At 70.6% G+C, this 6,459-nt stretch carries 6 protein-coding genes; 5 read left to right on the top strand and 1 reads right to left on the bottom strand.

The features are described from left to right. From ACFZAT_RS26535 to ACFZAT_RS26515, 5 genes are read left to right on the top strand one after another with little or no spacing between them, the layout of a single operon-like run. Positions 1-216, top strand: coding sequence for an MbtH family protein (locus ACFZAT_RS26535; RefSeq protein WP_355936993.1), 216 nt, complete (start codon positions 1-3; stop codon positions 214-216). Between the two features lie 10 nt (positions 217-226). After that, a complete protein-coding gene (locus ACFZAT_RS26530) occupies positions 227-1,474 on the top strand; it encodes a cytochrome P450 (RefSeq protein ID WP_391267877.1) in 1,248 nt (415 codons plus the stop codon). Between the two features lie 32 nt (positions 1,475-1,506). Next, a complete protein-coding gene (locus tag ACFZAT_RS26525; protein WP_391267875.1) occupies positions 1,507-2,250 on the top strand; it encodes an SRPBCC domain-containing protein in 744 nt (247 codons plus the stop codon). Continuing rightward, complete coding sequence (locus tag ACFZAT_RS26520) at positions 2,250-2,450, top strand: hypothetical protein (protein ID WP_391267874.1); 201 nt, start codon at positions 2,250-2,252, stop codon at positions 2,448-2,450. Before ACFZAT_RS26525 ends, ACFZAT_RS26520 begins: the two co-directional genes overlap by 1 nt. Before the next feature lie 52 nt (positions 2,451-2,502). After that, positions 2,503-3,507, top strand: a complete 1,005-nt coding sequence (locus ACFZAT_RS26515; protein WP_391267873.1) for a HEAT repeat domain-containing protein — start codon at positions 2,503-2,505, stop codon at positions 3,505-3,507. A gap of 107 nt (positions 3,508-3,614) precedes the next feature. Here the strand turns inward: ACFZAT_RS26515 and ACFZAT_RS26510 are convergent, their stop codons facing one another. Further along, entirely contained in the window at positions 3,615-6,044 is a 2,430-nt protein-coding gene (locus tag ACFZAT_RS26510) for a GH32 C-terminal domain-containing protein (protein ID WP_391267872.1), read from the bottom strand. Between the last annotated feature and the right edge of the window lie 415 nt (positions 6,045-6,459).

The following is a 6,459-nucleotide window of genomic DNA, read 5'->3' as shown; positions in this document are numbered from 1 at the left end:
ATGACCAACCCCTTCGACGACCAGGACGGCACCTTCCTCGTCCTCGTCAACGACGAGAACCAGCACTCGCTCTGGCCGCAGTTCGCCGACGTCCCCGCCGGCTGGACCGTCGCCCACGGCCCCGACACCCACGCCGCGTGCCTCGAACACATCGAGCGGAACTGGACCGACATGAGGCCCAAGAGCCTCGCCGACGCCATGGACACCCAGCGGTAGCGCGGCCGACATGACCACCACCGACACCCTGGCGGGGGCCCGCGACAGCGCGCGCCCCGCCCCCGTCCGCGACCTCGGCGCCGCCCTGCTCACTCCCGAGGCCCGGCGCGACCCCTACCCGCTCTACGCCCGGATGCGGCGCGAGGACCCGGTCCACCGCAGCCCCCAGGGCGTCTGGTACCTCACCCGGTACGCCGACGTCGAGGGGGCCCTGGGCGATCTGCGCCTGTCCAACGACCGGGACCGGATGACGAGGGCCTACACCGCGCTCGGCGGCGACCTCAAGGAGTTCAGCCGGCTCACCGACCGACTCGGCCGGGTGATGAGCAACACCGACCCGCCGGACCACGCCCGGCTGCGCAAACTCGCCAACCGCGCCTTCACCGCCCGCCGCGTCGAGGCCCTGCGCGACCGGGTCCAGCACCTCGTGGACCGGCTCATCGACGCGGCGGTCGCCGCCGGGCCCGAGATGGAACTGATCGAGGCGGTCGCCTCCCCGCTGCCCATGTCCGTCGTCTGCGAGCTCTTCGGCATCCCCGAGGAGGACCGGCCGCAGGTCAAGGAGTGGTTCCGCCGCTTCGGCCGGCTCAGCGAGGACCTGGCCAAGTCCGAGACCGCGATCGACCAGTACGAGGACTACCTGTCCGGGCTCATCCGGCAGCGCCGCCGTGAACCGGGCGACGACCTGATCAGCGCCCTGGTCGCCACCCAGACGCACGACGACCGGCTCACCGACTCCGAACTCCTCTCCACCTGCTTCGTCCTCATCACGGCGGGCGACGAGACCACCACGCACCTCATCACGAACGGCGTGCACGCCCTGCTCCGCCACCCGGACCAGCTGGCCCGGCTGCGCGAGGACCCCGGCCTCATGCGCGGCGCCGTCGAGGAGCTGGCGCGCTACGACACGGTGACCCAGGCGATCGTCAGGGTCGTCGCGCAGGACCTGGAGATCGGCGGACGGATCCTGCGCGAGGGGGAGTTGGTGTACCTGTTCCTCGGCGCCACCAACCGCGACCCCGAACGCTTCGAGGACCCCGACCGGCTCGACCTGACCCGCCCCGGCAACCGTCACCTCAGCTTCGGCCACGGCCCCCACTTCTGCCTCGGCGGTCCGCTCGCACGGCTCCAGACGGAGGTGGCCGTCGGCACCCTGGTGCGCCGGCTGCCGGAGCTGCGGCCGGCCGCGGGCGCCGAGCCGGACTGGCGGCCCAACCCGCTGCAACGCAGGCTGCACGCCCTCCCGCTCGCCTACTGACCACGAACGACGACGAAGGAACAGCACCGACCATGGCCCGAGAATTCCAGGTCCGCAGGCAGCAGGACCTGCCCGTCGCACCCCAGCAGGTCTGGGACGCGGTCGCCACCGCCGCCGGCAACCTCGGCTGGCTCTACCCGATGGAGATCGAGCCGCGCGTCGGCGGAAAGGTCACCCGGGGCGACGCCACCGTCGTGACCTGGGAGCCGCCGCACCACCTCGCGCTGCGGGCCACCCAGGACGGCGGGTTCTCCAACACGCTCAGCTACCGTGTCGAGCCGGCCGACGACGGCACGAGCCACCTCCGCACGGGCATCCACTGGGTGCACACGGGCGTCGTGGACGACGCCTGGAACTGGGACGCCAAGACGGACGTGGCCGAGAAGTACGTCGACTTCCACCAGCACGCCCTGACCGAATACCTCCGCCACTTCGCCGGGCGCCCCGCCGTGTACGTACGGGCCCACCGCCCCGAACCCACCGCCGACCCGGCCGACTTCGCCGCGCTGCGCCGCCGCCTCGGCCTGGCCGAGGACGCGGCCGTCGGCGACCGGTTCACCCTCCGGGCCCCCGAACCGGTGGAGGTGACCGTCGACTGGCTCAGCGCCGACTTCGTCGGCCTGCGCGGGCCGGACGCCCTGTACCGGTTCTTCAACGGCAGCACCTGGAACGTGCCGATCTGGCTCGGCCACCACCTGTTCACCGAGGACACCGACGAACAGCGGGCCACCGAGCTGTGGTCGGCGTGGCTCAACGAGCCCTCCCGGGAGCGCTGATGGAAACCTCCACGCAGACGCTGCTGTTCGCCGCCGAACTCATCGAGGAGGACGGCACCTACACCCTTGTCGTGGAGGACGTGGACAAGGGCACCGTCCAGTCCACGCCGGTCCCGAAGGCGATGGTCGACAAGCTCCCGGTCTTCCTCGCGGCACTCACCGCCAGACTCGGCCCGGAGCCGCCGCGCCGCGGCTGGTAGCCGACCGCCTCCACCCAGCCGGACAACCGGAACGCCTCGGTAGGGTCGTCGCATGGACCGGACGACACCCATGATCGAGCAAGGCGTCCCGCAATACCGGGCGGCGCTGTCCCATCCCGAGACAAGGGTCCGGCACCAGGCGCTCAGCGACCTGGAGCGGCTGGGCGGGGCCGCCGCCGGCGCTCTCACCGATGTCATACCGCTCCTCAACGCCCCGGACGGCTACACCCGTTACGCGGCGACGCAGACCGTCCGGGCGATCGGGGCGGGCGCCGGCCCCCTGCTGCGGGACATCCGCCGCGACGGCCCCGGGCACCTGCGGCGGCACGCCCTCACCGCCCTGGCGGTCATCGGCGAAGCGGACCTGCTCGGCGAGCGGGACCGCCGGGCCCTCGAACGGCTCATCCGCATCAAGACGGCCCGGGACACCCCGGACTCCCTGCCCGACCACATGTGGATCGCCGTCCCCGGGGCTACGTACGAAGGACTCTTCGAGGCCCTGGGCCTGCACCATCGCATCCCCTGCACCCTCTCCATGGGACTCTCCGCCGCCGAGAACGACTCCGTGGACGTCACGGGCCCGGACGGCACGCGGCGGACGGCATACCGCGTCTTCGTCACCCCGGAGCTGGACGGCTGGCGGCTCCTCTACGCGAACAGTGCGCTGACGCCCACGGTCTGGGAGTTCGGAGCCACCATCGAACGCCTCAGCGCGGCCTGCGGACAGGCACAGTTCTTCTCCCAGGAGGAGCACAGCGACTCGATGATCTGGGCGGTGGCGGTCGACGGCGTGCTGCGCCGGAGGTACTGGCGCAACGAGATCCCCGAGTGGACGGGGGAGCCCATGGAGTGGGAGGAGCCCCTCGACGACGATCCCGCCGAGGAGTGGTCGCCACCCAACGCCACCGCGGAATGCGACACCAACGCGGCGGCCTGGGCCCTCTCCCTCGTCCCCGAGGACATCGACGCCGACACCACCCTGCGGGGCCACGGCTGGCTCGCCGTCACCCGCCCGGACGTCGGCCACACCGCCTTCCCGGGGGCGCTTCACCTCTAGGGGGTGTCTTGTCGATCAGGGTCGGATCAGGCCGGGCTCGCGGGTCGTCCGGACGGACGCCTGCGGGCCCCCGGCGGGTGTGCCGGGGGCCCGGGCCGGGGGAGTGGTCAGCCGACCCTCAGGTGCTGGGCCATGACGTTTCCGTTGTAGGCGTTCACCCCGAACCGCCCGCCGCGGTACGTGGCGTCGGTGGTGTCGATCACCGGGGTGGCGTGGTCGCCGAGCCACACGCGTATCCGGTCACCGTCGGTCCGTACCTTCACGTGATACGTGCGGCCCTCGGTGATGGCGGTGTCGTGGGTGGCCAGGTCCTTGCCGGGCCGCCACAGTTTCACCTGGCCCTTGGTGTCCAGCGTGGCCGTGTACCCCTGACCCCTGTCGTCGGCCCGGAAGGTCAGACCCGTCGCGGCGCCGTTGGTGACGGAGAGGTCGCCCTCGTAGGTGAAGTCCTCACCCGTCCGCTCGCTCAGATAGAAGCCGTCCCCCGAGGAACTGCCGTGCAGGCCGTCGGCGGCCGTGGTCCATGTTCCGGCCGTGGGACCCCACTTGGCGGTGGGGAAGGCGTCGAATCCCGCGCCGCCCGTGTTCAGGTTCTGGACCGTCGCGGTGCCGTTGAAGACGTTGGCGCCGTACCGGCCGGCGGCGTAGGTGTCGTCGGTCGCGTCGATGACGGGGTCGGTGCCGTTGTCCAGGAAGACCCGGATGCGGTTGCCCTCGGTGGTCACCTTGAGGTGGTGGGTGCTGTCCGCCGTGACGGGGGTGTTGTACGTGGCGATGTCCCGGCCGGGCCGCCACAGTTTGACCTTGCCCTCCTTGTCGACGTTGGCGGTGTAACCCTCGCCCTTGTCGTTGGCACGGAAGGTGAGTCCCGCCGCCTGGGCGGTGCCCAGGGACACGTCACCCTGGTAGACACCGTCGCCCGCCGTTCGCGTACTGAGGTAGAAGCCGTTGCCGGAGCCCCGGCCCTGCTTTCCGGCCGACACATCGGTCCAGTTTCCGCTGACGGCGTTCCACCGGTCGCCCAGGTCGGTGTTGAGCGTCGACTGACCCGTGCCCCAGCTGGAGTTGAGCCGGCGGAAGACGGCACTGTCCAGCTTGGCCGTGCCGCCCTCGGCGTACATCCGGATGCCCTGGCTGTCGGCGCCGGAGTCGAAGTTGACGTTGTCCGAGAGGGAGTACGTGCCGCCGTCGGCGAAGACCTCCAGCTGGCCGCGGTCCACCAGCAGGCGCAGCTTCAGCTTGCCGTTCTCCAGGCCGACCGGGTGGCCGTCCAGGGTGCCCGCCGACTTGTCGTAGACCACCGTGCGGTCGGCGGTGTTGTCGCTGCGGACGTGCAGGCCGAACGCGATCCGCCGCGCCGTCGACTTGCTCACGTCGATCGTGGCGCTGATCTCGTACGTGTCGGCCCGGACGCCCTTGAAGGGGTTGGCACCCCCCTCCGCGACGCTCTGCTTCGCGAGCTTCTTGCTGCCGGAGGCGAGGGAGGACAGCTCGTCCACCGGTGTACGGGTGATGCGCAGCCCCTCCGGCGTGCTGACCAGGCCGAGCTCCGCGGGGAAGGTGGCGTTGCCGGTCCAGGTGCTGCCGACGTTGCCGCCCTGCCAGGCCATCTGGACGACCCGCCCGTCCGGGGCGTTCTGGAAGGTCTCGGCCGCGTAGAACGTGCCGCCCGCGTGGGCGCTGCCGAAGTCCATGGGCTGGGGATCAGGGTCGTCCGCGTGGAACCCGGTGCCGTCGAAGTCACCTACCACGTACTTGCCGGATGCCGTGGTCAGCACCCACTTCTTGCGGTTCGGGTCGCCTTCGACCGGGACCTGGAACAGGTCCGGGCACTCGAAGAGCCATTCCGCGGAGTACCGGCTGGAATGCGTCCAGTCGAGCAGGTTGGGCGAGGTGTAGATCTCCACACCGTTGCCGTGGTTGTCGCCGTCGTTCTCCGACCACACCACCATGACCCACCGCTTGTGCGCGGCGTCCCAGCTCACCTTGGGGTCGCGGCTCTGGACCGGGATGGTGATGCGCTTGCGGCCCTTGTCGTACGCCTGGAAGGTCTTCCCGTTGTCGTTGCTGTAGTAGACGCTGACCCCGTCGGTGTTGGCGAAGACCACGATGGGGTCGTCGGCCCCCGTCTTCAGCCCCGAGGTGTTGTCCTTGTCGACCACACCTCCGCCGGAGAACAGCGTGCCGGGGTGCACGTCCGGCTCCAGGGCGATCGGCTTCTGCGTCCAGTGGACCAGGTCCTTGCTGGTCGCGTGACCCCAGTGCATGGTGTCCCAGGCCAGCCCGTGCGGGTTGTGCTGGTAGAAGAAGTGGTACTCGCCGTTGGCGAACACCAGGCCGTTCGGGTCGTTCATCCAGCCCTGCTGCGAGCTGAAGTGGAACTGCCCGCGATAGGGCTCGGTGTACGTCGTGGGCTGGTAGGGGAACTCGGGGTAGTTCCACACCTCGCCCGCGGAGGCCGGCGAGGCCGACAGCAGGGGGGTCAGGCCGAGCGCCAGGGAGATCATCAACGCCTGGGCTCTGCGGCGTACACGCATATCTCTCGCTCCGGTTCTGCCACGCGACACGAGGGTCGCGGCGGCTGTGGCGTGGGGGCCAGCGGCGATGTCAACGCTGACACGGTGAATCGCGACCGATGATGTGTGGCTGGTATCCGACCGTCAACACGCCGGACACAAGGCGGAATTAATCCGGGCCCTGGTGCGAGGCGGCCGGATGATGCCGGATGCGCCGATCGCGAGTTTTTCCGGGCCGTGTTTGCCGCGGTTGAGGCCGTTTTCGGGGCCGGAGCACTCGACCCCCGGGCGGGCCGCGGCCCCATCCGACCGGCGCCCTGCCGGAATTATCGACGGCTTCTCCATTGACGGCGGGCGTCCGGCCGTCCAACATCCTCCGTACGAGCCGCTGTCAGCGTTGACATTGCTTCCGCCGGGGCGGCTCGGTCCGAGACCG

The organism is Streptomyces sp. NPDC008163 (genome assembly GCF_042956885.1).
Taxonomy (GTDB): Bacteria; Actinomycetota; Actinomycetes; order Streptomycetales; family Streptomycetaceae; genus Streptomyces; species Streptomyces drozdowiczii_A.
The sequence above is the reverse complement of the archived record's forward strand: the minus strand, read 5'-3'. Positions and strand labels throughout refer to the sequence as shown.